The organism is Bradyrhizobium vignae, from assembly GCF_900324035.1.
GTDB lineage: Bacteria > Pseudomonadota > Alphaproteobacteria > Rhizobiales > Xanthobacteraceae > Bradyrhizobium > Bradyrhizobium vignae.
Genome location: NZ_LS398110.1, coordinates 868,355 through 892,500 on the forward strand (window position 1 = coordinate 868,355; position 24,146 = coordinate 892,500).

Sequence of the window (24,146 nt, forward strand, 5' to 3'; positions counted from 1 at the left end):
TGCCTGAATCTGGGGCCAAAGGGTCGCCGCATGTCCGATATGACCGTTGCCACAGGCCGCCGCTCCCGTTGGGGCCTTTTCATCGCACCCGTTCTCCTGCTGATCCTCGCCGTCGCCTGGAGTTGCTTCTGGTTCTACGCCGCGTCGCAAGCCGAAATCGCCGCAGACGCCTGGCGGGCGCAGGAAGCCAAATCCGGCCGCATCTATGATTGCGCCAAGCGCTCGATCGCGGGTTTCCCATTCCGCTTCGAGGTCCAGTGCTCCGGCGCGAGCGTCGCCCTGGTCTCGCAAAATGCGAGCAAGACGCCGTTCACGGCGAAGCTCGACAACATCCTGGTCGTCGCCCAGGTCTACGACCCCAAGCGCGTCATAGCCGAATTCTCCGCGCCTGCGACGCTCATCGACGGGGTGACGCAAAACACCTTCGTGGTGAATTGGAGCAAGGGCCGCGCCAGCGTGGCCGGCCTGCCGGCCGTGCCGGACCGTGCTTCCATCGTGTTCGACGATCCCAGCCTCAACCGTCTCGATGGCAGCGTGCAGGTGCCGCTTGCGCGCGCCAAGCAGGTCGAGCTGCACGGCCGCCTCGCCGACGGATCGCCGTCGGATCATCCTGTGATCGAGACCGTGCTCCATGTCGCGCAAGGCAGCATCCAGGGCGTGCATCCGCTGCTTGCCGAGCCGTTCGAGGCGGACACCCGCGCCAAGATCACCGGCCTCTCCGACCTCACGCCAAAGCCCTGGCCGCAGCGCTTCCGCGAGATCCAGGCTGCCGGCGGTCACATCGAGATCGTCCAGTCGCGGATCCAGCAGGGCGAGATGATCGCGGTTGCGGCCGGCACGCTCGGCCTCTCGGCCAATGGTCGACTCGACGGCGAATTGCGGATGACGGTGGCCGGCCTCGAGCGCGTGATCCCGGCGCTCGGCATCGAGAAGATGCTGGAGGAAGGCGTGCCGCAGGCGACGCTCGACCGTGTCGCGCCCGGCGTGAAGTCGCAGGACCTCAACAATCTGTTCGGCGCGCTCGACCGCGCCGTTCCCGGCCTCGGCAAGGTCATCAAGCAGAACGCCAATGCCGGCGTTGCTGCCGGCATCAATTCGATCGGCACCGAGAGCACGCTTGAAGGCAAGAAGGCGCGGAGCTTCCCGCTGAAATTCGTCGACGGCGCCGTGCTGCTCGGCCCGGTCAAGGTCGGCCAGATCCCGCCGCTGTATTGACTGCGCGGTAGCGTAATCCGGGACAGCGCCGGCCGTATCGAAGAACCCCCGGATTGCGCTGCGCTCCATCCATCCGGGCTAAGCGCTCACGGCTTCTTCAGCGCCGCATGCGGCCGGCCGAAGTCCGGCGCCGCCGAATCCTGGCCGATCTCGACGATGCCGCGGCGGATGGCGCGGGTACGGGTGAAGTGATCGAACAGCGCCTCGCCGTCGCCGCGCCGGATCGCGCGGGTCAGCTTTGCGAGATCCTCGGTGAAGGTGCCGAGCATCTCCAGCACTGCTTCCTTGTTGGCGAGGAACACGTCGCGCCACATCGTCGGGTCGGACGCCGCGATGCGGGTGAAATCGCGAAAACCGCCGGCAGAGAATTTGATCACCTCGGATTCCGTCACCTGCGCCAGCTCGTCGGCGGTGCCGACGATGGTGTAGGCGATCAGATGCGGCAGATGGCTGGTGATCGCGAGCACGAGATCATGATGATCCGGCGTCATCACCTCGACCTTGGCGCCCATCGCGGCCCAGAAGGCGCGCAGGCGATCGGTCGCCGCCGCGTCGGTGCCATCAGGTGGCGTCAGGATGCACCAGCGGTTGATGAAGAGCTCGGCGAAGCCGGAATCCGGGCCCGAATGCTCGGTGCCCGCCACCGGATGCGCCGGCACGAAATGAACGCCCTGCGGCAGGTGCGGTGCCATGTCCCTGACCACCGCTCCCTTGACCGAGCCGACGTCGGAGATGATCGCTCCCGACTTCAGATGCGCGGCGATCTCCTGAGCGACAGGTCCGCAGGCGCCGACGGGAATGCAGAGGATGACGAGATCGGCATCCTTCACCGCCTCCGCATTGGTCGCAACGACCTGATCGACGATGCCGAGCTCGGCAACCCGCGCGCGCGTCTTTTCCGAGCGCGCGGTGGTGACGATCTCGCCGGCCAGGCCCTGAAGCTTCGCGGCGCGCGCGATCGAGCCGCCGATCAGGCCGAAGCCGATCAGCGCGACGCGCTGGAAGTGCGCCGTCGTGCTCATTTGCCGCCCATGAAGTCGCGCAAGCCCTCGACCACGAGGCGGTTGGCCTCCTCGGTGCCGATGGTCATGCGCAGCGCATGCGGCAGGCCGTAGTTCTTTAGCCCGCGCAGCACGAGGCCCCGCTTGGTCAGGAAGGCGTCGGCGTCATCAGCGGTCTTGCCCTTGTCGGTCGGGAAATGGATCAGCACGAAATTGGCGACGCTCGGCGTCACCTTCAGCCCGAGCTTGCCGATCTCCTCGGTCAGCCAGTTGCGCCAGGTCTCGGTGAACTGCTTCGACATCGCCTGGTGCGCGGTGTCCTCGATCGCGGCGACCGCGGCGTACATCGCCGGCGTCGACACGTTGAAGGGACCCCGGATGCGGTTGACCGCATCGATGATGTGCTCGGGCCCGAACATCCAGCCGATGCGCAGCGCGGCCAAGCCGTGGATCTTGGAGAAGGTGTGCGTCACCACGGTGTTCTCGGTGGTGGCGACCAGCTCGATGCCCATCTCGTAATCGTTGCGCGAGACATAGTCGCAATAGGCGGCGTCGAGCACCAAGAGCACGTGCGAGGGCAGGCCGGCGCGCAGCCGCTTGACCTCGTCGAACGGCAGATAGGTGCCGGTCGGGTTGTTGGGGTTGGCGAGCCAGACCAGCTTTGTGCGCGGCGTGACCGCCTTGAGAATGGCATCGACGTCGGCAGTGAAGTTCGTTTCGGGCGCAACGATATTCTTGGCCCCGTTCGCCATGGTCGCGATCGGGTAGACCAGGAAGCCGTGCGTGGTGGAGATCGCCTCGTCGCCCTGGCTGAGATAGGTGTGCGCGAGCAGATTGAGGATCTCGTCGGAGCCGGCCCCGCAGATGATGCGGTTGGGATCGAGCCCAAACGAGCGGCCGATCGCCTCGCGCAGCACGCGCGAGGTGCCTTCCGGATAGTCTTCGAGATGATCCGCCACGTGCTTGAAGGCCGCGATTGCCTTCGGCGAGGGCCCGAACGGCGTCTCGTTGGCCGAGAGCTTGAACACCTTGCGGCCCGGCTCAGGCACCGGGCTCTTGCCGGGCGTGTAGGGCGCAATATCGAGAATGCCGGGATTCGGCACGGGGCGGGACATCTTGGACTCCGGATAGGCTGGGCTGCTCGCGATTTACGATTTCGCCCCGGTCGGGGGCACCGTATAGCGCGTTGCGTGGCTGCCGACGAGGGCCGTGGAGCGCACCGAGGCCCCCGCCTCGATCAGGGCAGCCCTGATTTTGTCGATGCTGGTCGCGCTGGTGACCGAGACCAGCAGCGCCGCGCCGTCAAAGGCGGTATCGGGCACCGCCACGATCTCGGCGAGCGGCGACAGGGCGCGCGCGACCTCGGCGTTCCACCCGGAGACACGTACGCTGAAGGTCTCGACCTCCGTCACCAGGGCGCTGTCGGCGACGCGCGAGACTGCGAACACCGGCATTGCCGCCGGATGATCGGCACGCTCGACGAAAGGCAGCCGCGCGATGATCTTCGGTGCGCCTTCCGCTTCGAGCTCCAGCCACCATGGTGTGCGGCTGGAGGTGGCCGAGACCAGCGCCAGGTCGCCCTTGGATCTCGCGACCGCCTCGACCGCGGCTTGCGCGCTGAAATGCGCGACGTAAGGCACCGTGAAGCCAAAATGGAAGCGCGCGGAATCGCGCATCGCCGGCTCGCTCACCGAGACGTCGGCATGCACGGAGAATGGCGCCTGCACATAGGTGAACGTCGAGATGATGACGCGCCAGATGCTCTCGACGGTGTCGAGCGGCAGGATGCCGCGATGGCGCTGCACGAGGTGGCGCATCATGTCGGCCTCGCGCGCAGGCCGAAACGCCGAGCCGACCTCCTGGGTCTGCTTCACCTGGATCAGGCGGTCGATGATGTCGCCGCGCTGCATCAGCAGGCGATGCATGCCCTCGTCGATCGCGTCGATCTCCTTGCGCAGTTCCTGGAGCGATGGTGGCGCGGGCGGACGTTGGGTCATGTCTGACTTGATTGTTGAAGAGCTTGGGCTGTTGAAGGACGTTCCGGTGCGGATCGGCAAGACAATTGGTAAGGCCGTCACCGCTGCGATCAATGTCCTGATTAGGCAGTCGGGCCGACGAAAGCAAAGAGAAATGACGGCCCTTTCCGTTCACGGCGCAAGAGGCGAATTGGCTCGATCCGGGCCGCGACTTGACGAAAACGGCCCGAGACGGTAGCTTTTGCCTGTTCCGTGGTCATTTGAGCCGGCCGGCTTGCAGCCACGTTAAAAAATTCGCTAAACAGGCCGGGGACGCTTCCGATCCCGGCCGAACCTATCGTTCAGGCCGGGTTTTTCATGGCCTGATGTCAGCGGCGCGGTCTAGTAGCCAGTCGCAAACGAGGTCGATGTCCGAGATGGGTAGCGTCAAGTCGATACCGAGTCCTGCGATCAGCGCCGACGAACGGTCGCACGAGGTGGATCATCCAAGCTCGCAAGTCGCGCATTTCGGCACCGAGCAGCCGCTGCGGCTCGATTGCGGCGTCGACCTCTCCCCGTTCCAGATCGCCTACCAGACCTATGGCGAGCTCAACGCCGATCGCTCCAACGCCGTGCTGATCTGCCATGCGCTGACCGGCGACCAGCATGTCGCCAATGTGCATCCCGTCACCGGCAAGCCCGGCTGGTGGGAGACGCTGGTCGGCCCCGGCCGACCCATCGATCCCAAGCACTACTTCATCATCTGCTCCAACGTGATCGGCGGCTGCATGGGCTCGACCGGGCCGGCGTCGATCAATCCCGCGACCGGCAAGGTCTGGGGCCTGGATTTCCCTGTCATCACCATCCCCGACATGGTGCGGGCGCAGGCGATGCTGATCGACCGGCTCGGCATCGACACGCTGTTTGCCGTCGTCGGCGGCTCGATGGGCGGCATGCAGGTGCTGCAATGGACCGCGGCATATCCTGCTCGCGTGTTCTCCGCGTTGGCGATTGCCTGCGCGACGCGGCACTCTGCGCAGAACATCGCCTTCCACGAACTCGGCCGCCAGGCCGTGATGGCCGACCCCGACTGGCACGGTGGCGGCTATGCCGACCGCGGCATCCATCCGCATCGCGGGCTCGCGGTGGCGCGGATGGCGGCGCACATCACCTATCTTTCGGATGCGGCGCTGCACCGCAAGTTCGGCCGGCGCATGCAGGACCGCGAGCTGCCGACCTTCTCGTTCGACGCCGACTTCCAGGTCGAAAGCTATCTGCGCTACCAGGGCTCGTCCTTCGTCGAGCGCTTCGATGCCAACTCCTATCTCTATTTGACGCGCGCGATGGACTATTTCGACATCGCCGCCGATCACGGCGGCGTGCTGGCCAAGGCCTTCGCCGACATCAAGACCCGCTTCTGCGTGGTCTCCTTCACCAGCGACTGGCTGTTCCCGACCTCGGAATCGCGCGCGCTGGTGCATGCGTTGAACGCTTCGAGCGCGCGGGTGTCGTTCGCCGAGATCGAGACCGATCGCGGCCATGATGCCTTCCTGCTCGACGTGCCCGAATTTTTCGACATCTCCCGCGCCTTCCTGCAATCGGCAGGCAAGGCCCGCGGGGTCAGCCTCAAGGACCGCTAGCAATGTCCGTCCAGCAAGTGCTGCCTCTGAACCGCGTTGCGACCGCGCCGTCCGGCCAGTTTCGTGCCGACCACCTGCTGGTCGCCGAGATGGTCAAGCCGGGCTCCAAAGTGCTCGACGTCGGCTGCGGCGACGGTGATCTGCTCCAGCTGCTGGAAACCCGCGGCATCGACGGCCGCGGCATCGAGCTGTCGCGTGAGGGCGTCAATCGCTGCGTCGCCAAGGGGCTTGCGGTGGTGCAGGGCGATGCCGACACCGACCTCGTCAACTATCCCGACGACGCTTTCGACTATGTGATTCTGTCGCAGACGCTGCAAGCGACGCGGCAGCCGAAGGTCGTGCTGGAGAACCTGTTGCGCATCGGCCGCCGCGCCATCGTGTCGTTCCCGAATTTCGGCTTCTGGAAGATGCGGCTCCAGCTCCTGATCGGCGGCCACATGCCGCGCACGGAGAATCTGCCGGCGACCTGGTACGACACCGCCAACATCCATTTCTGCACAATCAAGGATTTCGTGCAGCTCTGCGACGAGATCAACGTCAAGATGGAGCGCTCGATCGCGCTCGATCTCCACGGCCGCCCCGTGCCGCTGAACCTGCCCTGGTGGGTGTGGAACATGTTCGGCGAGCAAGGCGTGTTTCTGCTGAGCCGGGGTGGAGGGAAGTAGCTGTCCATCCGCGCTCCATGAGTTGAGGAGTCGAGATCTATCCTCCGTCATTGCGACGCGTGTGGTGAGCCACTGCCTCAATGCGCGGCCAGCGACCTCGGGTCCCGCACCGGCCAGCGGCCCGCCTCAACCAGCGTGACGAACCGCTCGACGCTCTTGTTGAACAACGCCGGCTCCTCGAGATTGAGCACGTGGCCGGATTTCGGAAACATCGCGAGGCCCGCTGCGGGCAGGTGCTTCTTCAGGAACAGGCTCGGCCCGATGCAGGGATCGTCCTCGTCGCCGCAGATGATCAGCGCGGGCGTCGACACCTTCGCGATCGCATCCGTCATCGTGTAGATCGAGGGGCGGCCGCCCTGGAAGCCCCGCATGGTGCGCGCCGATCCCTTGGCATCGTGCCGCGCCAGGGCGGCATAGAAATCCGCGTGGCCGCGCGGGTCCTTCACCAGGAACGGAATCCGGCTCGGCGCCTCGCGCGTGACTTTCGCGACCTCGGCGGAGCCCAGCGTCTCGAACTGCTCGGCATTGGCGCGGCACTGCTTGCGCCAGGCTTCCAGGTTCTCGAGCTCCGAGCCGGAGCCGACCCCGGCCAGCGTCATCGACAGCGCGCGTTGCGGCGTGTTCAATCCGATCTGCAGCGATGAGTAGGCACCCATCGACAGCCCGACCAGATGTGCGCGTTCGATGCCGAGGTGATCGAGCACCGCAAGCGCATCGGTGTAGAAATGCGTGTAGGTGTAGACCTCGCCGTCGGGCACGTCCGACGGCGTGTAGCCGCGCGCCGAATAGGTGATGCAGCGGTGGCCGCGCGAGAAGTAGCGCATCTGCGGCTCCCAATTGGTGTAGTCGGCCGCGAACTCGTGCAGAAAAAGTATCGGCGTTCCCTGACCCGCCTCTTCGAAATAGATGCGAACGTCGTCCCTGGTCGTGGCGTGGGGCATTAACTGTTTCCCTCTCTTCAAGCCGCGTTTGCAGGATCGCAGTTAACGCAGTTGTCCGCAATGCGGCAGCATCAGGCCAGTCCCGATACACAATCATCGCAGCCATTCGCCCGGGCGTGGCGTCTTTTTCTCGCCACATCCGGAAGCTTTACGGCCCGCCGGATGTCGGCCACCGCACGGGCCGACGGGAAGTGGGGTGTAACGAAGGATGACGTATGGTCGAGTTGTTTGCGTTCCGCCTGTCGCGGTGTGTTGTCGCGCTGGCGTTTTTCTTCGCGGCGGTTGCCGCGTTCGTTTCTCCGGCCTCGGCCCGGCCACATCATCGTCATAGCGCAGAGCGGCACGCTTACGTGCACCACGCCAGGCATCATCACCACCGCCATCATGCACGCGGCTCGCGCTTCGAGCGCAGCGCCGCGCAGTTGCAGGCGGGCGGCTTCGCCGACACGCAGGCCAGCTACAATCCGAATGCCAACGGCGGCGGCACGGGCAATGACAGCATGGCTGCGAGCGGCGGCTTGGCCGGCGGATCGGGCCTCGTGTCCGAGGCGCGCCGCTATCTCGGCGGCAATCCGACCGGGCGCGGCAGTCTCTGGTGCGCGCGCTTCATGAACATGGTGCTGGAGCATACCGGACATAAGGGCACCGGCTCCGATATGGCGAGCTCGTTCGCTCGTTACGGCACGCGCGTCTCAGGCCCGCAGGTCGGCGCCATCGCGGTGATGTCGCGCGGCCGCCGCGGCGGCCATGTCGGCATCATCACCGGCATCGACGCGCAGGGCAATCCGATCATGATCTCCGGCAACAACGGCAACCGCGTCCGCGAAGCGCCGGTCTCGCGCGGCCGGATTTACGCGTATGTGATGCCGAATTGAGGCTCGTCACCCTCATTGCGAGCGAAGCGAAGCAATCCAGAATCCCTCCGCGGAAATACTCTGGATTTGCTTCGTGCTTCGCTCCTCGCAATGACGGAGTGCGTGAAGACAGCGTTGGCTCACAGCAGCTTCGGCTCTTCCACCTGGACGGCGTCACCGACGCCGACGTCACCGTCTGCGATCACCTCGGCGTAGATGCCGCAGTCCATGTGGCCGAGATGGCGCGAGAGCGTGGGCGGAATTTCGAGATCGCGCTTGGCGGTCTCAGGATCGACATTGGTGGCCGGGCAGCGGACGATGCGCTTGATCACCTTCAGCCGGGCCTGCCCGATCGCAAGCGTCTGGCCGACGAGATCGAGCTCTGACCAGGCCGGCCAGCCCTTGACGTAGAGATTGGCGCGGAAGCGCAGGGGATGCACGGCGGCGCCGCCGAGCATGGTCTCGATCGCGCGAACGCTGCCGAGATTGATGATGGAGACGACCTTGCGGGCGACGTCAGAGAAGCTGTGGTCGCGGCCGGACAGAACCTTGGGCGGGCCCTTCAACTCGGGCTGGAAGTTCTCAGTAAAATAAGCCTCGATGGCGGCGCGTCCGGTGGTGGTCTCGAGATCGCCGCTGGCGACGATTTGGCCGTCCTTGCGGATGGTCAACACATTGGTGGCGTCGTCGAACCGGCTGTCGAGCTCGGCCAGCCGCTCATTGCGCGCCAGCATCAGGAACTGGATTTTCGGCTTCCATTCGGGAGCGTCAGGGTCGAACCCGCTCGGGCCGTTTTCGATGGCGTAGCGGCGGTCGGCCGGCAGGGTCTGGCCGACCCGCAGCGGGGCGCGCGACAGGCGTTCCGGGGTCAGGCCCTTGATCGGGTAGCGATAGAGGCCGGTGATCTCGGCAGTATGGCTGGCTGTCATGCTGCTACTTAAGGGATTCGGCCCGCCACCGCCAAGCCCGCCCACGTGCGCACGAAATTGTGAAGCCGCCTCTTTCGCATCCGCAAGCCGCTTCCCACATCTGCGTCAGGCCGGCGGCAACGCCGGCAAGAGACGGCCGTTTGCTGCTTGAGAAACCTCAATGCGGTAAGCGGAAACCCAATGAAGATGCCGTATTGGGGTGCCTGAGAGGGCCCCAAGGGCAGGCCGAGGGACAGAAAAGATGAATATCGAGAAGTATACCGAACGCTCCAGGGGCTTCATCCAGTCGGCGCAGTCGCTGGCGATGCGCGAGGGGCATCAGCAGTTTTCCACCCTGCACGTCCTGAAAGTCCTCCTGGACGACAATGAGGGCCTCGCGGCCGGTCTGATCGACCGCGCTGGGGGTAATTCCCGTGCCATTCTGAAGGCGACCGAGGACGCCCTTAAGAAGGTGCCGAAGGTTTCCGGCGCCGGCGCCGGGCAGATCTATCTGGCGCCCGAGCTCGCCCGCACCTTCGATGCCGCCGAAAAGGCCGGCGAGAAGGCCGGCGACAGCTTCGTCACCGTCGAGCGGCTGCTGCTCGGGCTGACGCTGGAGAAGACCAGCGAGGCCGGCACCATCCTCGCCAAGGGCGGCGTCACCCCGCAAAACCTCAATGCCGCGATCGAGGCGCTGCGCAAGGGCCGGACTGCGGATTCCGCGACCGCCGAGAACGCCTATGATGCCCTGAAGAAATATGCCCGCGACCTGACCCAGGCCGCGCGCGACGGCAAGCTCGATCCGGTCATCGGCCGCGACGAGGAGATCCGCCGCACCATCCAGGTGCTGTCGCGAAGGACCAAGAACAATCCCGTCCTGATCGGCGAGCCCGGCGTCGGCAAGACTGCCATCGCAGAAGGCCTCGCGCTGCGCATCGTCAATGGCGACGTGCCGGAGAGCCTGAAGGACAAGAAGCTGCTGGCGCTCGACCTCGGTGCGCTGATCGCCGGTGCAAAATACCGCGGCGAGTTCGAGGAGCGGCTGAAGGCGGTGCTCCAGGAGGTGACCGGGAGCGAGGGCACCTTCATTCTCTTCATTGACGAGATGCACACGCTGATCGGTGCCGGCAAGGGCGATGGCGCGATGGACGCCTCCAACCTGCTCAAGCCGGCGCTTGCCCGCGGCGAGCTGCACTGCATCGGCGCGACCACGCTCGACGAATACCAGAAGCACGTCGAGAAGGACGCGGCGCTGGCGCGGCGTTTCCAGCCGATCTTCGTCAGCGAGCCCTCGGTCGAGGACACCATCTCGATCCTGCGCGGCCTCAAGGACAAGTATGAGCAGCACCATGGCGTGCGGATCGCAGATTCCGCGCTGGTGGCGTCCGCGACGCTGTCCAACCGCTACATCACCGACCGCTTCCTCCCCGACAAGGCGATCGACCTGATGGACGAGGCCGCGGCGCGGCTGAAGATGCAGGTCGATTCCAAGCCGGAAGAGCTGGATTCGCTGGATCGTGAGATCATCCGGCTCAAGATCGAGCAAGAGGCGCTGAAGAAGGAAAGCGATCCCGGTTCCAAGACCCGGCTCGAAGCGCTCGAGAAGGAGCTGGCCGAGCTGGAAGAAAAGTCGGCGGCGCTGACGGCGCGCTGGAGCGCGGAAAAGGACAAGCTCTCCAACGCCCAGAAGCTGAAGGCCGAGCTCGACGGCCTGCGTGTCGAGCTTGCCAACGCTCAGCGGCGCGGCGAATTCCAGAAGGCCGGCGAGCTGGCTTATGGGCGGATCCCGGAGCTCGAGAAGAAGCTGTCGGAAATCGAGGCCAAGGAGAACGCCGGCGAGATGATGGAGGAGGCGGTCACCGCCAACCACATCGCGCAGGTGGTCTCGCGCTGGACCGGCGTGCCCGTCGACAAGATGCTGGAAGGCGAGAAGGAGAAGCTCCTGAAGATGGAGGAGCAGCTCGGCAAGCGGGTCGTCGGCCAGGCCGAGGCCGTGCGTGCGGTCGCAACCGCCGTGCGCCGCTCGCGCGCAGGCCTGCAGGACCCGAACCGCCCCACCGGCTCGTTCATGTTCTTGGGGCCGACCGGCGTCGGCAAGACCGAGCTGACCAAGGCTCTCGCGGAGTATCTGTTCAACGACGAGACCGCGATGGTCCGGCTCGACATGTCCGAATACATGGAGAAGCACTCGGTCTCGCGGCTGATCGGCGCGCCTCCGGGTTATGTCGGCTATGACGAGGGCGGTGCGCTCACCGAGGCGGTGCGGCGCCGGCCTTACCAGGTGGTGCTGTTCGATGAGATCGAGAAGGCGCACCCTGACGTCTTCAACGTCCTGCTGCAGGTGCTCGACGATGGCCGTCTGACCGACGGCCAGGGCCGCACCGTCGACTTCCGCAACACGCTGATCATCATGACCTCGAATCTCGGTTCGGAATTCCTGGTGAACCAGCCGGAGGGCGAGGATACCTCGGCGGTGCGCGAGCAGGTGATGGGAATGGTGCGGGCGCATTTCCGCCCCGAATTCCTCAACCGCGTCGACGAGATCATCCTGTTCCACCGCTTGCAGAAGAGCGAGATGGGCCGGATCGTCGAGATCCAGTTCGCGCGGCTGCAGAAGCTCTTGACCGATCGCAAGATCGTGCTGACGCTCGATGCCCCTGGCCGCGACTGGCTCGCCGCCAAGGGCTGGGACCCCGCTTACGGCGCACGGCCCTTGAAGCGGGTGATCCAGCGCTACCTCCAGGACCCGCTCGCCGAGATGATCCTCGCCGGCGACGTCAGGGATGGCGACACGGTCGCGATCTCCTCCGAAGGCAACGTGCTGACCTTCAACGGCAAGGCACCGCAGACCGCGGAGATCACGCAGTTCGAGGCGCCGGTGCCGAAGCGGAAGTTGAACTGAGCACGCCTAACGTGGCAGCGAACCTGTCCAAACCTCCCCGCTATGCGGGGAGGTTTTTTCATATCATGAGGCGAGCGTTGTGCTTCAGGCGACGAGGCGGTCCGGTGCTGCACTCTATGCACGACAAATAGCACAACCACCGGGTGCGTCACTACAGCGCATGCTGGAGCAGTGTGTTATAAATAGAACACGCATTGCGCTTTCTCTCTGAGCGTGCATGAATCTGCTTGAACAATTTGATCGAGGCTCGGCACACTCCCTATCCAATATTTGAGGGGTTGTGGCGAAGCACGGCCTGCGCGGGACATTGTTCGCGTGAGAGCGTGCTTCTTGGACACAGGGCGGCTCGCCATAACCCGAAAGGAATTTTTTGGGGGCGTGCGATGCGTACGGGTATCGTTGCGAGTTGCGTTGCGCTGGCGCTGTTTTTGGGCGGCTGCGATACCCTTGATTGGCGCTATACGAACGAGGGGGTCGGAACTGAGCTCTATGCACCGGAAACTGTGAATCAGGCGCGTCTTCAGGAAATATATGTCGGATATATCTGCCAACAGGCAGGACTTTCATACGAGGAGAGGGGGGAAATTCTTTTCTGTCGTGAGCCGCCCGTCAGCAGGAATTGGCAGATCTTCGTTCAGGCTGGCATGAATGACATCGATCGCCGCTGCGACGCGTATCTCACCTGGCTAGACAATAAACGCCGTTGGGTTGGACCAATTCATCAGCAGATCTTGGACACGGAAGCGGCAACTCTCCTAATCCTCGGAGCTACGGCCGCTGATCCGACCAAGGCCATTGCCGTCGTGGGCGCAGCCTTCGGCCTGGCTTCCCATGCGTTCACAAATTTCAACAGCCGCTTCATCTTCGAAGTCGAAAAATCAACTGTGCAATCGGTCGTTCTCACGCGGCAACAAAAGTATCGCGAAACGCTTCCAGTAGTGATCGACAATAGACCTGCCGCGATTTACGCGCTGCGGCAATATCTGCGCCTCTGCATGCCTATGACGATCGAGACGCAAATTAATACGACCGTCAAGCTGTTTGAAAGAGGTGGGACGGTTGCGCTCGAGCAGGCTGCTGCTCATCCAATGGTTGATGCCCGTACAGTCAGTACGGCGGCGACCGTGCGGATCACCAAACCGGCAAGCGATGCGAGCTACATTGATTTGCGCTCGTTGCTATTCCCCAACGGGGCGAAGACGATTGATCCAGAGCTGAAGGCGTATATCGGAAGACTGCTTGGCAGCGACAAAATCGCAATCGGCGTGATTGTGACTCGGCCCGAATTCTCGGGACTACGTCGAAGAATTTCTGCGTGCATCGTCTCTCGTTCCTCAGGGAGTCCCTGTGCCGACGGGTCGCTGGCGAAGTTCATTCAATAGCGGGGGTGGCAATGTCGCAGGTCGTTGAAGTTCCGGGATTGACAACGCGGGTTGAAGCCGAGCAACGCGCAGAAGATTTTATGATCGACAGCGTTCCGGTTGAAATCATCGAGCCGGGTGACGGGACATTTACCGTCCGCGCCACCTATCCAGATGATGTACACATTCCGAGCGCAATGCCCGACGAAGAACCTAGGCCACCGGGGGAGCATGTCGCTCCGCCGCCGCCAGCTCCCAAGAATAGGAAGACAAAACAACTCGGAGAAAAGGGGATAGCACTCATCAAGGCGTTCGAGAGTTGCATGCGTGCCGTACCTACAGGCTTCCAGGCTTACTTCGATCCGGTTCAGGTCTTGACCATCGGCTGGGGGCACACGAACGATAACGGCCGCACTTTTAAAGTAGGTGACATTTGGACCCAGCAGGAGTGCGACGCAGAATTCCAGAACGACATGCAGGTATTCGTTCGAGCCGTAAACAGTATGGTTACGGTACCGATCAATCAGGATCAGTTTGATGCCCTGGTTTCATTCGCATTCAATGTGGGAGCACCGAGCCTGAAAGGCTCAACCCTATTGAAGAAGTTGAATGCCAAGGATTACGCGGGCGCAGCGCAAGAATTCAAGCGTTGGAATAAAGCGAAGGGCAAGGAGCTGCCCGGACTGACGCGTCGCCGTGCATGCGAGGCATTGTTATTCCAGAGCATACCGGACAAGAATTACGACGGCATTCCCGACTGATTTGGCGTTTGATCGAAGCATCATCATTGAACGAAGGAGATTGACGATGTTGCCGGTGGTCGAAATTCCTGGGCTCACCAAGGCCGAAGCTGACCAACGCGCAATTGATCTTGGCATCGACAGCCCAACGATTGAAATCATTAGAGAGTCGGGTGGTTTGTTCACTGTACGAGCTACATATCCAGAAGGAATGATCATTCCGGGCGCGACGTCGGCCGTTGCCGATAACAGCGCTCCATTCGAGCTTACTGGATTGAGCCAAGCCGCAGTTGATGAGGAGGTGGCCGTTTTCAAGGGAAGCGGCTCGACCTTTACGGTAATCCCGGAAGCCGGCAATCTTTTCACAATCAGGATTTCGCCACCCAAAGCTCCGGCGCTCGTTGAGCCTCCGCCGACCGTCGTTCCAAACGCTCCCGATCTCGATGGCTACGTGCTTTGTCTCGATCGCATCAGGACCGAGCGAAGACCGGGCATGGGCTTCGACCGAACGGTTTCGCGCTATCAGGCTTATTTCAATCGTGCCCCGATCGCGGACGTTTTTGGGATGGCGGTGGAACGGCAAGGACCAGATGATAATGGATCGACGGGAGTCGCTAGACATCGCCGCATAGCAGCCGGAATTTATCCGCTCTTCACGCACGCAAGCGGGGCTACGAACAAGTACAAGACGATTGGTTACGCAAGGCCTGCGAATATTAGCATGAGACCGTGGCCTTGCATTGGAGTTGAGGAGACCGGTTCCCGGTCTGGAATTCTCATTCACTGCGCAGCCGGTTATCTAATGAGCACTGGTTGTATAAACTTGACTTCGAATGTGATCAGTGCGGGTACCAATCTGCTATTTTCCGACAGCTGGGCGCGCGTAACTGCGTTGATTGACAGTATTAAAGAACATCTCGGAGATAGATTTCCTAACAGCAACAACACAAGGTTGCCGCATGTGTCGCTGGTGATCCGGGACGGTGCTTTGGTTTAAGTCTTTCGGACTTTTCCTCAGCGGCACGGCCCGCGCAACTTTATCCGCGATTGCTCAGTTGCCAACAGCTGGAAGGCGAGTTCGTGAAATTGATCGTCTAGTTTAGGCGGCGATTGTGCAGCGGTGATCCCCTCGATCTGGCAGTGCATCATGGCGCTGTAAGTGGTGCGCAGAATTAGGTCGATCCTGGACGCGGCGCCGGGAAAGGCTTCGTCGATAATGACTTCGTTGCTCGGCCCCGAGAGGCACCTGATCCTGGAGAACTTCTCCAGCTTGCCTGCTATCACCCGCCTGTAGCGGCCGGCCCCGGCTCGATGCCGTCCTCCTCCTCCTCCTCAAGCTCCGACAAAATATCCACCAGCTCGCGGACCCGGCCCTGCGCCAGTGGGCGCAAATCGTTGATCATCGGCTCGTCGTTGGCGAGCCAAGCCTGGGCTTCGGCGAGTTCCTCGACGGTCGCGCCGGTCCCGATGATCTGGGCAATGGTGACGTCGTCGGCCCGATCCACGGCCTTGACGACATCGTCGCGTGAGAGGCGCGTCATGGGGCGATCCTCCTGCTGGTCGGCTTCCGTCAGCATCTAACGGGGAACCCGAGCGCGGGTTCCGCGGTCAGGGTCTGGTCCGGCGGATGCTATTTTTTCACCACCTTGTAGATCGCGTTCTCGATATCCGAGCTGAAGTAGATCGCGCCCGTCGCGCCGACAGCGACACCGGTGGGGATATGCGTCGGCAAGCCGCCGGGGGCACCGGTCAGGCCGATCGGAAGATTGGCGGCGATCTCGGTGATCTTGCCGCTGTCCGGTGCGATCTCGATCAGCCGCTTGGCGCCGACCTCCGCCACGATCAGCTTGCCGTCGCCGGTGCGCGCGATGCCTTCAGGCATTTTCAGCTCCTTGGCGACCACGGTCTTTTCGCCATTGCTGTCGATCCTGGAGACGAGGCCGGCAAAGGCTTCGGTAACGTAGACCTCGTCAGTCGCCCCGCGAACGAGGCCGACCGGACCTTCGAGCGCGCCGATCAGCGTGCTGCGATCCTTGCCGTGCTCGCCGCTCACCTTGACCAGTGACTTGGTGCCGAGCTCGGCCACCAGAATGCTGCCGTCCGCGAGCACGACCGCGTCATGCGGCGCCTTGAAGTCGTGCAGCATCTCGCGCGTGGCGCCGGTCTTGCCGTCGATCACCTGCACCGTGCCGGTGAACCAGCTCGACAGGACGACGTCGTTGCCGTTCGCCGTCGCGCTCATCGGATACTCGAGCGCGACGCCGGCAGCGTGCATGCGCGCCTTCTCGGTGACCTCGCCGGTCGCCCCGTCCACGGTGCGATAGGCGAACACGTCGGCGACATGGATGGTATCCTTGCCGTTATCTGATGTGACGCCGATGCCGCCGGGCAGGGCGAGCTTGCCGATGATGATCTGCTTGGCCTGGCCGGTCGCCGGGTCGACCTCCTGGATTCCGTTGTCGGCCATGTTGGAGACGTAGATGCGGTCCTTGTCGTCGATGGCCAGATTGTCCAGGGACGGCTTCAGCTGCGCGACCATGGTCTTGGCACCCGATTTGGGGTCGACCCGGACCAGCTGGCCGAGCGCGGTGTCGACCACGAAGAGGTTGCCCTTGGAATCGAAGTTCACCGCCGCCGGGACCTTGAAGCCGTCGGCGACGACGGTCAGCTCGGCCTTGTCGACGTCGACCTTGGCGACCTGTCCCTTGAACCAGAGCGGACCGTAGAGCTTGTCGTCGGGACCGAACTCGAAGCCGTTGAGGCCGCCCATCTTCTCCATGATCTGGCGGGGCGGTTTGACGCCCTCGACGTCGATCTCGTAGAGCGCATCGCCGAGGAAGACGGTGGTGGCGTAGAGCCTGCCGTCCTTGCGGAAGGCGAGCGAGTTGATGCCGGGAAGGCCGCTCGCAAGCTTCTTGATCGGTCCGTCGCCCTTGCGCGCATAGAGATCTCCCGCGAGGAAGCCGGTCCAGGCCATGGTGCCATCAGGCGCGAACGCGATGTCGTCGGCCATTCCGACTGGAGCTGGGATTGCAACCTTGGCGGTGCCGCCCGCAATGTCGACCTCGTAGAGCGCTGCGCCCGCGACGCTGCCGGCGAACAGATGGCCGGCTTTGTCGATTCCGAGCCCGTGCACGCCGTGGAACGCCGAGCCGGCAACGAGCCGGGTGACCTCCCAGCTGTCGGCCGATGCACTCGTGGCGGCGAAAAGCGCAGCGGCGACGGCTGCGCAGGCGAGCCTGGTTTTCATGGCGTGACCTCCCATTTTCGGGAAAGTATTCGCCCGTCACGCGGCTTTGGCAAACGAAACTTCACGTTGTAGTGCGGCAAGGCGGTGCGGCCCTACGGCGTCTCATGCCATCGCACCTCTGAAAATGTTCGCTGATTGCCGGCTTTACCTGATGCTCACAGCAGCTCCGTCCGGGCTTTAACGAGAGCCGTCGGTGCCGCTCGCCGCCGAAGCCTGCTTCGCAGCCAGCGCAGGATATCGTCATGAAACGAGATCTCGTCGCCACCAATCATCCCATCTTCGACGAACTTCATCCCAAGATCTACGGGGCGGCAGTCGGCCTCGTCGCATGGTTCGCGCTCATGGCGTGGGCACTGTTTGACCGTCGCAGTGATGTCAGCCTTTCCCTCGCCTTGGTCACGCTGCTGTTCGTGGTCGCGATCCTGCTGCCATGGATCATTTCGCGTGTCTGGAGGCGATATCAAATGCCGTACGAACGGCATTTGGGGCCGACGTCGCTGCATGATTGGGAAGCCGGCGAATTCAGGGTCTGGGGCGCGAAGCTTCACGGTTCGCACGCCGCGATCGACGTCCTGTTGCCGCTGGCCGCCGTCTCATTCGGGCCGACAGCGATTGGAATCGTCTTCGTGATCGTGCGGGCGTCGGTGCTTTCCTGACGCCAGCGCGCAGATCGCGGTCGAGCTGATGCCCCACCCGCCCACGGAGTGGGGCGGATGGGCGTTGACTGTTATCGGCTCGTCGTCAGCCGCGGCGGGTTCTGGGACATCATCCAGATCTCGACCGCAGCAAGAACGGCGACCAGAATGCCGACCACGACGTGAACGGTCATTGCCGTCTTGGCACCCTGGAACCCGAGCACCCAGGGCGCAATGAGCGTCCAAAGGCCGACGATCAGGTTGAGCCACTCCTCCCACACCGCGAAGGCTGCGAGCGCTGCGACGGCCAGGATCGCAATCACGATGCCCGCGACATACGCGTTCTGAGAGGCCGGTCCGGCATCGAAACCGAAAATCCAGGGCGAGACGAACAGGAATGCGCCGAGGATCAGGTTCGCGACGTCGCACCATTTTGCGTTCGTCCAGTTCTCCATGACATTCCTCCGTGAGCTCGGCCCCCTCATGCAACACAACAACTGGGCCATTCCCCAGCGTGTTCCCTGCGGTTCCAGCCAAATTGAATGATGGGAAGCGCGGCCAGCCCGGCCACGAGGCCGGCCTCGACCGATTTACCGGTTGGTGACCTGCAACGGCCCGCCGGTCGCGTCCGACATCCGGGCGATGGCGCCGCTCCGGCCGCTCATCATGCCGTCGAGCCGGTCGCGCTCCTTCTCGAAGCTTGCCAGCATCGGGCCTTCCAGCGAACGGCCGCGCGGCAGCTTCACGCGCATCGGGTCGACGAAGCGGCCGTTGACCAGGATCTCGTAATGGACGTGTGGACCGGTCGACAGGCCGGACGAGCCGACGAAGCCGATCACCTGGCCCTGCCGGACCTTCTTGCCGGCTTCCATGCCCTTGGCGAAGGCCGACATATGGCCGTAGGCGGTCTCGTAGCCGTTGTTGTGCTTGATGCGGATATATTTGCCGTAGCCGCCCTCGGTGCCGGCCTTCTCGATCACGCCGTTGCCGGAGGCGAAGATCGGCGTGCCGTAGGCGGTGGCCCAGTCGACGCCGGTGTGCATCTTCACATAACCCAGAATCGGATGGCGGCGGCCGCCAAAGCCGGAGCGCATGATGGCGTTGTTGACGGGCTTCCTGACCAGGAACTTCTTCGCGCTCTTGCCGGTCTCGTCATAGTAGTCGACGACGCCGTCGTCGGGGCTCTGATAGCGGTAGTATTTCTTGGTCTCACCGCCGACCGTGAGGGAAGCGAACAGCACGTCGTTCTTTTCGGTCGCGGTCACGCCCTCGTCTTCACCGGCGTAGAAAACGTCGAAGGAATCGCCCGGCTGCACCTTGCGCTGGAAATCGACGTCGTAGGAATAGATCTTGATCATGTCCTCGATGACGGGCATCGGGACCTTGTTGCGCATCGCGGTCTCGTAGATGCTCTGGTAGAGCCGCACGCCGGAGCCGTCGTCATCGTCCTCGTCGTCGCTGCTGGCGCTCGCCGCAGTATCGGCGACGGTGTTCATGCTGGAGACGTCGACCGCGACGTATTTGCCGAGATCGGACAGTGCCGCGATCGCTTCCACCATGGTGTCGTTTGCAACCACGACGCGATAGGGCTGCAAGCGGGCGCCCGGGCTTGCGGGCGCCATCAGAATGCGGAGCTTCTCGCCTTCCTTGAGGCCGCCGTCGCGGCCGCGCGGTCCGAGCGTTGCGGTGATCGCCTTGATCTCGTCGGCATTGGCGCCGAGATCGCGCAGCACGGAGGCGACGCTGTCGCCCTTCTTGACGATGTGGACGCGTTCGCCGTTGGGATTGCCGCCGGTGATCTGCTCCTTGGTCTTCGGCAGCAGCGTGACGTTTTCCGGCACCACGCGCGTCTCGAAGCCCGCATAGGGGTCGGACGGCGACACCTCGGTGGCGTAGGCCATCTTGATGTCGGAGGGACCGGTCGCACCGGAGACGTCGGCTGTGGCATTGGCGAGCGAGGCGTAGCGCACCCCGCCATTGCCGCGCCAGTTGGCGGCATCGCGCACCCGCATCAGGATGTCGTCGAGCGCCACCACCGCGGAAATCTTGGCCTTCGGCAGCACCGGCGACAGGTCCTTGGTCACGAAGGACACTTCCGCGTCGGGCTCGACGGCTTCCGGATTGTTGGGATCGTCGGAGGCCGTCTTCGGATCGGAACCGACATCGGTGAGCAGGCGCTGGGCGTTGAACGGCGGGATCTTCGCCGACAGGTCGCTCGTCGTCATCGACAGGTTGCCTGCGATCCGGACGAAGGGACGCACGCGCATCACGTCACGGTTGCCGACGCGGGCGACCGTCGAAACCCGCATGACGTTGCGCGAAGCCGTGGATTCGCTCGGCGGCGGCAGGCGGTCGCTCTTGTGCAGCGTGGCGGCGCGATCGGCGGCGCCGAATGCACCCCGCAGCGCGCCTTCGACCCGCTCCGGCACCTTGGCGAAGGTCATTTCGCCGTCGAGCGACGCGAAAACGGCGCCGCCGATCAGGGCCGCGCCGCAGAGTCCGGTCAAGATTGTCCCGCTGAACCATTGCACCGAGACGCGGCGGCGGTCGATCACGGCGGCTTCAGAACCATCGACGGACAGCGGCGGCTCGTGGCCGAGATCGATGATCCCGGTCTCACGCCCGTAAGCGCCGCGTGACGTCCTGTGGTTCAACCCAAGTCCCCCGATTCAACGACCCAAAAGCCCCCTGTCTCGAGCCTCTTCCCGGTCGCCCTCTTCGAGGCGTATCGCGGGAAAACGGCAAGCCGCATAGGCGTTCGCGGTCAGAAGGCCCCGATGACGGGCCGGCCGAAATTACGAACAGCTAAACGGAAAAAGGTCTCTCGATGTCTCTCGAATGTCCGAAGAAGGTCGCGTCATCTGCAAGATCGCCTTCCTCTGACCCCATGAAAATCGCCGGCAGCCCCCACAGGCATCCCAGCGATTCAAGCTTGTCTCTTACCAGAACGCCGCGGGATTGTGGCTCAAGTACGGCGCCAAATATGGAAAAAGTTTCCTGAAACGGGGGGCGCCGGAGGCTGCCCGGGGGGCGCCCAGAGCCGCTTCCGGAGACCCCCTGGAGCCCCTCCGGAGCTCCCTAGGGCGCAAATTTTTTTTGAGATTTTTTGCGGCGCGGTCACCGTCCGTGCGCCCGTTGACGCTCTAATCGACTGGAATCGCTGGAATTTTTTCGATGATCCACTGTGCGACGATTTGTTGACGATTGGCGTTGACAGCCCGGAAGGTGGGGCCTATAACCCCAACCACTGAGCGCGGCGCCGCCGGGTCACTGACCGAGGCGAGCGAACGCGCCACTGATGCTCCTCACCTTGTTGAGTGACACAACAACCGACGTCAAGTCGGTTGGAGTCATTCATCGTCGGTAAGGGTGTCGGAACCCTTCCTCCTCGGAAGGTTGGGACCTCTCCGGTTCCGGGCTGTTTGACAAGTGAAGATGAAGAAAGAGAAACGTGGACGGCGGAGTCCTTGCGGGTCTCGCTTCTGAAAAGCCTCGGCTTTTCTGATCGAGACCGGACGAAAGACTTCGGCGGTACACGTTTAAAGGAAACACCATCGTTGCCAGCGATGTGAATCGCAGGCAGCTCTTCGGCTTCGGCCGATGAAAAATGGTGGGACCTCGTCAAACGTTGTGATCAGCCGGTTCAAAGTTCAAGTCCAACTTGAGAGTTTGATCCTGGCTCAGAGCGAACGCTGGCGGCAGGCTTAACACATGCAAGTCGAGCGGGCGTAGCAATACGTCAGCGGCAGACGGGTGAGTAACGCGTGGGAACGTACCTTTTGGTTCGGAACAACCCAGGGAAACTTGGGCTAATACCGGATAAGCCCTTACGGGGAAAGATTTATCGCCGAAAGATCGGCCCGCGTCTGATTAGCTAGTTGGTAGGGTAATGGCCTACCAAGGCGACGATCAGTAGCTGGTCTGAGAGGATGATCAGCCACATTGGGACTGAGACACGGCCCAAACTCCTACGGGAGGCAGCAGTGGGGAATATTGGACAATGGGCGCAAGCCTGATCCAGCCATGCCGCGTGAGTGATGAAGGCCCTAGGGTTGTAAAGCTCTTTTGTGCGGGAAGATAATGACGGTACCGCAAGAATAAGCCCCGGCTAACTTCGTGCCAGCAGCCGCGGTAATACGAAGGGGGCTAGCGTTGCTCGGAATCACTGGGCGTAAAGGGTGCGTAGGCGGGTCTTTAAGTCAGGGGTGAAATCCTGGAGCTCAACTCCAGAACTGCCTTTGATACTGAAGATCTTGAGTCCGGGAGAGGTGAGTGGAACTGCGAGTGTAGAGGTGAAATTCGTAGATATTCGCAAGAACACCAGTGGCGAAGGCGGCTCACTGGCCCGGTACTGACGCTGAGGCACGAAAGCGTGGGGAGCAAACAGGATTAGATACCCTGGTAGTCCACGCCGTAAACGATGAATGCCAGCCGTTAGTGGGTTTACTCACTAGTGGCGCAGCTAACGCTTTAAGCATTCCGCCTGGGGAGTACGGTCGCAAGATTAAAACTCAAAGGAATTGACGGGGGCCCGCACAAGCGGTGGAGCATGTGGTTTAATTCGACGCAACGCGCAGAACCTTACCAGCCCTTGACATGTCCAGGACCGGTCGCAGAGATGTGACCCTCTCTTCGGAGCCTGGAGCACAGGTGCTGCATGGCTGTCGTCAGCTCGTGTCGTGAGATGTTGGGTTAAGTCCCGCAACGAGCGCAACCCCCGTCCTTAGTTGCTACCATTTAGTTGAGCACTCTAAGGAGACTGCCGGTGATAAGCCGCGAGGAAGGTGGGGATGACGTCAAGTCCTCATGGCCCTTACGGGCTGGGCTACACACGTGCTACAATGGCGGTGACAATGGGATGCTAAGGGGCGACCCTTCGCAAATCTCAAAAAGCCGTCTCAGTTCGGATTGGGCTCTGCAACTCGAGCCCATGAAGTTGGAATCGCTAGTAATCGTGGATCAGCACGCCACGGTGAATACGTTCCCGGGCCTTGTACACACCGCCCGTCACACCATGGGAGTTGGTTTTACCTGAAGACGGTGCGCTAACCCGCAAGGGAGGCAGCCGGCCACGGTAGGGTCAGCGACTGGGGTGAAGTCGTAACAAGGTAGCCGTAGGGGAACCTGCGGCTGGATCACCTCCTTTCTAAGGATGATCCTTCAGCGAGCTCACGCTCACTATCGGATCGTTTTAGAAACATCAGTGGCCAACAGATCGCCAGATCGTTGAGCTGCATTGGCGGGATTTCGCCGTCTTCGTTTCTCTTTCTTCGCGGACGAACACGCGCTGGGCCTGCAACGGCAGGATCCAGGGTCCTTAACGGGATGTGCGTTAGGGGCTTGTAGCTCAGTTGGTTAGAGCGCGCGCTTGATAAGCGTGAGGTCGGAAGTTCAAGTCTTCCCAGGCCCACCACTTTCATCGAGTGAGCATTCGTCTTCTGGTTACGGGGCCATAGCTCAGCTGGGAGAGCGCGTGCTTTGCAAGCATGAGGTCGTCGGTTCGATCCCGTCTGGCTCCACCAGATGGTTTGATCACCGAGATCTTGACCGTCGTCCGCGAAACATCACTTCGCATCCTGCTAGTCTGGATAGACAGCAGTTTGCGTGTTTTCTGACATCGTAAAGAGGAGATCGATCCGAGTTGGGTCGTGCAGCATATCGTTGCGCGAGCCTTCATTATCTCCGGATCATTTCGGCGCTCGCTTCCAGCCGTGAGGTTGGATGCGGGTTGTAAATGATCCTTTTAGCGAAGCTTGACCGCCTCGCTATCGGAACGATCTTACGAAGCAAGCTGGTCTTTCTAGTCAATGTCCGGCTGCGGATAGCGTTCATCGAGGGCGCGTGCCGCAAGGCAATTCTGCAGACAACATTCTGCCGAGTGTGTGGACATTGATAATGAGAGCAATCAAGTGCCTTAAGGGTGTTCGGTGGATGCCTTGGCGCTGAGAGGCGATGAAGGACGTGCTACGCTGCGATAAGCCGTGGGGAGCTGCGAAGAAGCTTTGATCCGCGGATTTCCGAATGGGGAAACCCACCTTCGATAGCCGGAACTCCAAGACCTTGTGTGTTGGGGTTCGAC

General features: G+C 62.5%; 19 protein-coding genes, 2 tRNA genes, 2 rRNA genes and 1 riboswitch (1 of these 24 cut by a window edge). Of the genes, 14 read left to right on the top strand and 9 right to left on the bottom strand.

The features are described 5' to 3' along the window. Positions 1 to 30 precede the first annotated feature (30 nt). A complete protein-coding gene (locus tag BRAD3257_RS04200; protein ID WP_122400787.1) occupies positions 31 to 1,215 on the top strand; it encodes a DUF2125 domain-containing protein in 1,185 nt (394 codons plus the stop codon). Positions 1,216 to 1,301: 86 nt separating this feature from the next. On the opposite strand, the gene BRAD3257_RS04205 is transcribed toward BRAD3257_RS04200, so the two are convergent. From BRAD3257_RS04205 to BRAD3257_RS04215, 3 genes are read right to left on the bottom strand one after another with little or no spacing between them, the layout of a single operon-like run. After that, on the bottom strand, positions 1,302 to 2,237 hold the full coding sequence (locus BRAD3257_RS04205) for a prephenate/arogenate dehydrogenase family protein (protein ID WP_122400788.1): 936 nt from the start codon (positions 2,235 to 2,237) through the stop codon (positions 1,302 to 1,304). Continuing rightward, a complete protein-coding gene (gene hisC, locus BRAD3257_RS04210) occupies positions 2,234 to 3,331 on the bottom strand; it encodes a histidinol-phosphate transaminase (RefSeq protein WP_122400789.1) in 1,098 nt (365 codons plus the stop codon). Before hisC ends, BRAD3257_RS04205 begins: the two co-directional genes overlap by 4 nt. 33 nt (positions 3,332 to 3,364) lie before the next feature. Further along, positions 3,365 to 4,213: a chorismate mutase gene (locus BRAD3257_RS04215; protein ID WP_122400790.1), complete on the bottom strand. Its 849-nt coding sequence runs from the start codon at positions 4,211 to 4,213 to the stop codon at positions 3,365 to 3,367. Here BRAD3257_RS04215 and BRAD3257_RS04220 point away from each other — a divergent pair. From BRAD3257_RS04220 to metW, 3 genes are all read left to right on the top strand, one after another. After that, the gene (locus BRAD3257_RS04220; RefSeq protein ID WP_122400791.1) at positions 4,212 to 4,430 is read left to right on the top strand and encodes a hypothetical protein; all 219 of its coding nucleotides are present in this window, start codon (positions 4,212 to 4,214) and stop codon (positions 4,428 to 4,430) included. The two genes, BRAD3257_RS04215 and BRAD3257_RS04220, sit on opposite strands and share 2 nt — an antisense overlap. A gap of 4 nt (positions 4,431 to 4,434) precedes the next feature. Continuing rightward, positions 4,435 to 4,514: riboswitch (SAM riboswitch) on the top strand. A gap of 94 nt (positions 4,515 to 4,608) precedes the next feature. Further along, the gene (gene metX / locus BRAD3257_RS04225; protein ID WP_122406366.1) at positions 4,609 to 5,811 is read left to right on the top strand and encodes a homoserine O-acetyltransferase MetX; all 1,203 of its coding nucleotides are present in this window, start codon (positions 4,609 to 4,611) and stop codon (positions 5,809 to 5,811) included. Between the two features lie 2 nt (positions 5,812 to 5,813). Continuing rightward, positions 5,814 to 6,476: a methionine biosynthesis protein MetW gene (metW, locus tag BRAD3257_RS04230; RefSeq protein ID WP_122400792.1), complete on the top strand. Its 663-nt coding sequence runs from the start codon at positions 5,814 to 5,816 to the stop codon at positions 6,474 to 6,476. 77 nt (positions 6,477 to 6,553) lie between these two features. On the opposite strand, the gene BRAD3257_RS04235 is transcribed toward metW, so the two are convergent. Next, positions 6,554 to 7,417, bottom strand: coding sequence for an alpha/beta fold hydrolase (locus BRAD3257_RS04235; RefSeq protein ID WP_122400793.1), 864 nt, complete (start codon positions 7,415 to 7,417; stop codon positions 6,554 to 6,556). Positions 7,418 to 7,632: 215 nt separating this feature from the next. On the opposite strand from BRAD3257_RS04235, the gene BRAD3257_RS04240 reads away from it, so the two are divergent. Further along, positions 7,633 to 8,292 (top strand): TIGR02594 family protein, encoded by a 660-nt coding sequence (locus tag BRAD3257_RS04240; protein WP_122400794.1) that lies wholly within the window; start codon positions 7,633 to 7,635, stop codon positions 8,290 to 8,292. Positions 8,293 to 8,411: 119 nt separating this feature from the next. On the opposite strand, the gene BRAD3257_RS04245 is transcribed toward BRAD3257_RS04240, so the two are convergent. Continuing rightward, a complete protein-coding gene (locus tag BRAD3257_RS04245) occupies positions 8,412 to 9,200 on the bottom strand; it encodes an MOSC domain-containing protein (RefSeq protein WP_122400795.1) in 789 nt (262 codons plus the stop codon). A 241-nt stretch (positions 9,201 to 9,441) separates the two neighbouring features. On the opposite strand from BRAD3257_RS04245, the gene clpB reads away from it, so the two are divergent. From clpB to BRAD3257_RS04265, 4 genes are all read left to right on the top strand, one after another. Then, positions 9,442 to 12,081, top strand: coding sequence for an ATP-dependent chaperone ClpB (gene clpB, locus BRAD3257_RS04250; RefSeq protein WP_122400796.1), 2,640 nt, complete (start codon positions 9,442 to 9,444; stop codon positions 12,079 to 12,081). Positions 12,082 to 12,464: 383 nt separating this feature from the next. Beyond that, positions 12,465 to 13,463, top strand: a complete 999-nt coding sequence (locus BRAD3257_RS04255; protein WP_122400797.1) for a hypothetical protein — start codon at positions 12,465 to 12,467, stop codon at positions 13,461 to 13,463. 11 nt (positions 13,464 to 13,474) lie between these two features. Continuing rightward, a complete protein-coding gene (locus BRAD3257_RS40580; protein ID WP_197711526.1) occupies positions 13,475 to 14,203 on the top strand; it encodes a lysozyme in 729 nt (242 codons plus the stop codon). A gap of 46 nt (positions 14,204 to 14,249) precedes the next feature. Then, the gene (locus BRAD3257_RS04265) at positions 14,250 to 15,179 is read left to right on the top strand and encodes a hypothetical protein (protein WP_145986949.1); all 930 of its coding nucleotides are present in this window, start codon (positions 14,250 to 14,252) and stop codon (positions 15,177 to 15,179) included. A gap of 283 nt (positions 15,180 to 15,462) precedes the next feature. Here the strand turns inward: BRAD3257_RS04265 and BRAD3257_RS04275 are convergent, their stop codons facing one another. Both BRAD3257_RS04275 and BRAD3257_RS04280 read right to left on the bottom strand, forming a co-directional pair. Next, positions 15,463 to 15,759, bottom strand: a complete 297-nt coding sequence (locus BRAD3257_RS04275; protein WP_244607856.1) for a hypothetical protein — start codon at positions 15,757 to 15,759, stop codon at positions 15,463 to 15,465. Between the two features lie 53 nt (positions 15,760 to 15,812). Next, positions 15,813 to 17,432 carry an NHL repeat-containing protein gene (locus BRAD3257_RS04280; protein WP_122400800.1) on the bottom strand — a complete coding sequence of 540 codons (1,620 nt, stop codon included), beginning with the start codon at positions 17,430 to 17,432 and terminating at the stop codon, positions 15,813 to 15,815. A gap of 242 nt (positions 17,433 to 17,674) precedes the next feature. Between BRAD3257_RS04280 and BRAD3257_RS04285 the strand changes: the two genes are divergently transcribed. Beyond that, entirely contained in the window at positions 17,675 to 18,088 is a 414-nt protein-coding gene (locus tag BRAD3257_RS04285) for a hypothetical protein (protein WP_122400801.1), read from the top strand. Positions 18,089 to 18,159: 71 nt separating this feature from the next. Here BRAD3257_RS04285 and BRAD3257_RS04290 read toward each other — a convergent pair whose 3' ends face one another. Together BRAD3257_RS04290 and BRAD3257_RS04295 are read right to left on the bottom strand one after the other, a co-directional pair. Then, the gene (locus BRAD3257_RS04290) at positions 18,160 to 18,522 is read right to left on the bottom strand and encodes an SPW repeat protein (RefSeq protein WP_122400802.1); all 363 of its coding nucleotides are present in this window, start codon (positions 18,520 to 18,522) and stop codon (positions 18,160 to 18,162) included. A gap of 135 nt (positions 18,523 to 18,657) precedes the next feature. Beyond that, positions 18,658 to 20,721, bottom strand: a complete 2,064-nt coding sequence (locus BRAD3257_RS04295) for a M23 family metallopeptidase (RefSeq protein WP_122400803.1) — start codon at positions 20,719 to 20,721, stop codon at positions 18,658 to 18,660. A 1,003-nt stretch (positions 20,722 to 21,724) separates the two neighbouring features. On the opposite strand from BRAD3257_RS04295, the gene BRAD3257_RS04300 reads away from it, so the two are divergent. From BRAD3257_RS04300 to BRAD3257_RS04315, 4 genes are all read left to right on the top strand, one after another. After that, positions 21,725 to 23,213, top strand: a 16S ribosomal RNA gene (locus BRAD3257_RS04300). A gap of 190 nt (positions 23,214 to 23,403) precedes the next feature. Then, a tRNA-Ile gene (locus BRAD3257_RS04305) sits at positions 23,404 to 23,480 on the top strand. 33 nt (positions 23,481 to 23,513) lie between these two features. Beyond that, a tRNA-Ala gene (locus tag BRAD3257_RS04310) sits at positions 23,514 to 23,589 on the top strand. A 381-nt stretch (positions 23,590 to 23,970) separates the two neighbouring features. After that, positions 23,971 to 24,146 (top strand): 23S ribosomal RNA (locus BRAD3257_RS04315) (it continues 2,669 nt past the right edge of the window). Together the 16S and 23S rRNA genes with 2 tRNA genes alongside form the textbook arrangement of a ribosomal RNA operon.

Bases quoted from the DNA above. Each gene is read 5' to 3' on its own strand.
- BRAD3257_RS04200 (WP_122400787.1), top strand. From the start codon at position 31: ATGTCCGATATGACCGTTGCCACAGGCCGCCGCTCCCGTTGGGGCCTT.
- BRAD3257_RS04240 (WP_122400794.1), top strand. From the start codon at position 7,633: ATGGTCGAGTTGTTTGCGTTCCGCCTGTCGCGGTGTGTTGTCGCGCTG.
- BRAD3257_RS04255 (WP_122400797.1), top strand. From the start codon at position 12,465: ATGCGTACGGGTATCGTTGCGAGTTGCGTTGCGCTGGCGCTGTTTTTG.
- BRAD3257_RS04280 (WP_122400800.1), bottom strand. From the start codon at position 17,432: ATGAAAACCAGGCTCGCCTGCGCAGCCGTCGCCGCTGCGCTTTTCGCC.
- BRAD3257_RS04290 (WP_122400802.1), bottom strand. From the start codon at position 18,522: ATGGAGAACTGGACGAACGCAAAATGGTGCGACGTCGCGAACCTGATC.
- BRAD3257_RS04275 (WP_244607856.1), bottom strand. From the start codon at position 15,759: ATGCTGACGGAAGCCGACCAGCAGGAGGATCGCCCCATGACGCGCCTC.
- BRAD3257_RS04265 (WP_145986949.1), top strand. From the start codon at position 14,250: ATGTTGCCGGTGGTCGAAATTCCTGGGCTCACCAAGGCCGAAGCTGAC.
- clpB (WP_122400796.1), top strand. From the start codon at position 9,442: ATGAATATCGAGAAGTATACCGAACGCTCCAGGGGCTTCATCCAGTCG.
- BRAD3257_RS04215 (WP_122400790.1), bottom strand. From the start codon at position 4,213: ATGACCCAACGTCCGCCCGCGCCACCATCGCTCCAGGAACTGCGCAAG.
- BRAD3257_RS04205 (WP_122400788.1), bottom strand. From the start codon at position 2,237: ATGAGCACGACGGCGCACTTCCAGCGCGTCGCGCTGATCGGCTTCGGC.
- BRAD3257_RS04220 (WP_122400791.1), top strand. From the start codon at position 4,212: ATGTCTGACTTGATTGTTGAAGAGCTTGGGCTGTTGAAGGACGTTCCG.
- BRAD3257_RS40580 (WP_197711526.1), top strand. From the start codon at position 13,475: ATGTCGCAGGTCGTTGAAGTTCCGGGATTGACAACGCGGGTTGAAGCC.
- BRAD3257_RS04245 (WP_122400795.1), bottom strand. From the start codon at position 9,200: ATGACAGCCAGCCATACTGCCGAGATCACCGGCCTCTATCGCTACCCG.
- hisC (WP_122400789.1), bottom strand. From the start codon at position 3,331: ATGTCCCGCCCCGTGCCGAATCCCGGCATTCTCGATATTGCGCCCTAC.
- BRAD3257_RS04235 (WP_122400793.1), bottom strand. From the start codon at position 7,417: ATGCCCCACGCCACGACCAGGGACGACGTTCGCATCTATTTCGAAGAG.
- metX (WP_122406366.1), top strand. From the start codon at position 4,609: ATGGGTAGCGTCAAGTCGATACCGAGTCCTGCGATCAGCGCCGACGAA.
- BRAD3257_RS04285 (WP_122400801.1), top strand. From the start codon at position 17,675: ATGAAACGAGATCTCGTCGCCACCAATCATCCCATCTTCGACGAACTT.
- metW (WP_122400792.1), top strand. From the start codon at position 5,814: ATGTCCGTCCAGCAAGTGCTGCCTCTGAACCGCGTTGCGACCGCGCCG.